Source organism: Nocardioides sp. T2.26MG-1, assembly GCF_950101795.1.
GTDB lineage: Bacteria > Actinomycetota > Actinomycetes > Propionibacteriales > Nocardioidaceae > Nocardioides.
Map to the genome: position 1 here is coordinate 1 of NZ_CATNLZ010000019.1, position 2,059 is coordinate 2,059.

The window sequence follows — 2,059 nt, forward strand, 5'->3', positions numbered from 1 at the left end:
CGTGTGCTCGTCGCTGCCCTGCTCCGCTCCGTGGTGATCGTGGTGGTGATCGCGGCGTACGTCGCGGTCGTCAACAGCAGCGAGAGCACCGACGCCCTGGGCGCCGGGCTGCTCGCGTTCCTCATCCTGGTCGCGATCGCGCTCGTGTGGGCGGTCGTCGACGGCGTACGGTGGGGGCTCCTGGAGGCGCTGCTCACCTGGGTGCTCACCTCGGTCGTCGTCGGCCTCGGCATCCCGGTCGCGCTCGCCCTCTCCGACGACCGGGACCTGGGGGCCGAGCTGAGCGACGGGTTCGTCTTCTTCGCGCTGGTGCTCCTCGTGCCCGCGGCGATCGGTCTCGCGCTCGGGGCACTGGTGCACCGGGTCCGCCGGCCGGCCGCCGTCAGCTGAGGCGGGCCCGCCGGAACGACGAGGTCGTGAGCATCAGCGCCGAGGTGGCGAAGACCGCCGCCGCGGCGGCGAGCACCTGACGGAGGCCGACCTCGTCGGCCAGCAGGCCCACCACCGGTGAGACCACGACGATCACCGCTCGGTTGAGCGAGCGCAGCGTCGTGTTGGTCCGCGCCTGCAGCTCGTCCGGGGTGCGGGCCTGACGGAAGGCCATCTCGTGGGAGTTGCTGTTGCCCATCGCCCAGCCGTGGCACAGCTGGCCGGCGCCGAGGACGGCGGCGCCCGCCCAGCCCGACGGGGCCGAGGCCGCGGTCAGCATGACCAGGACCCCGACGGCGCTGACCGAGTGGGAGCAGACGATCGCCCCGCCCGTGCCCAGGCGGTGGCCGACGGCCGTGCTCGACGTGGCCCCGGCCAGCGCCCCGAGCCCCGCGACCGCGAACACGAGACCGGGCTGCAGGGCGGTGAGGTCCAGCCGCAGGTAGCCGTAGGGGACGACCAGCACGAGCAGCACGGCCTGGCCGGCGAACCACACGTGCGTCGCGACGGCCAGCCATCGCAGGCCGGACGCGCCGTACGCCCACCGGGCGCCGTCGCCGATCTCGCGCGCCAGCCCGCGGGCGCCGGTGCGCGCGGGTGCGGGATCGGGCTCGGCGACGGCCGTCAGCGAGGCGACCGTCGCCGCGGAGAACAGGTAGGTCAGCGCGTCCGCGAGCACGGCGACCGGTGCGCCGACGAGCCTGATCAGCCCACCGGCGAGGGCGGGCCCCGCGGTCTGCGCCACCGCGTCGGCCCCGTCGAGCCGAGCGTGCGCTCGTTGCAGGTCGCCGCGTGGCACGAGCCGGGGGACGAACGACAGCGAGGCGGCGTCGTTCACCAGCGACGCGGTGCCGAACAGCAGCACGACGACCAACAGCAGCGGGAACGTGAGGGCGTCGAGCGCCCAGGCCAGCGGGACCAGGCCGAGCAGTCCGGCCCGCGCGAGGTCGGTGACCACCATGACCGGCCTCCGGCGCACCCGGTCGACGAGCGCCCCGACCACCAGGCCGAGGACGAGGTACGGCAGCCACCGTGCCGAGTTGAGCCAGCCCACCTGCGTCGCGCCGCCGTCGAGCGTGACCAGCACGAGGGTCTGCAGGGCCAGCGTCGTGATCGCGGTGCCCATGCCGGACACCGCCTCGCCCCACCAGAACCGCCGGAACTCGGGCGACCGCGCGGCGGACGGGGTCGGGGTGGCCACGCGGACACCCTGCACGGTCGGGCACCGAGCGTCCACCGTCGTTGCGCCGTGCCAGGCTACGGGCCATGAGCGACGACCGCGCCGAGGACCCGACCACGACCGAGTCCGGGCTGGGTGAGGACGACTTCTCGCCCGTCTGGACCGACGACGACCGGCCCCGCATCCCGCGGGTGGCCGGAGAGCGCGAGGCGCTCGCGGCGTACCTCGACTACTACCGCGCGACGGTCGAGATGAAGTGCCGTGGCCTGACGGCTGAGCAGGCGCGGGCCCGGCCGATGCCGCCGTCGACGCTGTCGATCCACGGGTCAAGTCCGCTGGGGTGGTGTACGAGGTGATCCCTCGGTTGGGTGTGTCGGTCAGGCCGTGAGGGCCTGGAGTTCGTGCTCGGGCACCTCCTCGGTGTGGTCGGTGTCGAGGGCCTGTGCTCGG

Annotated in this window: 3 protein-coding genes; 2 read left to right on the forward strand and 1 reads right to left on the reverse strand. The window is 74.5% G+C overall.

The features are described 5' to 3' along the window. A partial coding sequence (locus QQZ14_RS12780; RefSeq protein ID WP_284534705.1) for a hypothetical protein occupies positions 1-390 on the forward strand: 390 nt, incomplete at its 5' end. On the opposite strand, the gene QQZ14_RS12785 is transcribed toward QQZ14_RS12780, so the two are convergent. Next, positions 383-1,630 carry an MFS transporter gene (locus QQZ14_RS12785; RefSeq protein WP_284534706.1) on the reverse strand — a complete coding sequence of 416 codons (1,248 nt, stop codon included), beginning with the start codon at positions 1,628-1,630 and terminating at the stop codon, positions 383-385. The two genes, QQZ14_RS12780 and QQZ14_RS12785, sit on opposite strands and share 8 nt — an antisense overlap. A 65-nt stretch (positions 1,631-1,695) precedes the next feature. On the opposite strand from QQZ14_RS12785, the gene QQZ14_RS12790 reads away from it, so the two are divergent. Further along, a complete protein-coding gene (locus tag QQZ14_RS12790) occupies positions 1,696-1,965 on the forward strand; it encodes a mycothiol transferase (RefSeq protein WP_284534707.1) in 270 nt (89 codons plus the stop codon). The last annotated feature ends 94 nt before the right edge of the window (positions 1,966-2,059 follow it).

Excerpts from the sequence above, each read along its gene's own strand:
- QQZ14_RS12790 (WP_284534707.1), top strand. The coding sequence starts at position 1,696 with ATGAGCGACGACCGCGCCGAGGACCCGACCACGACCGAGTCCGGGCTG.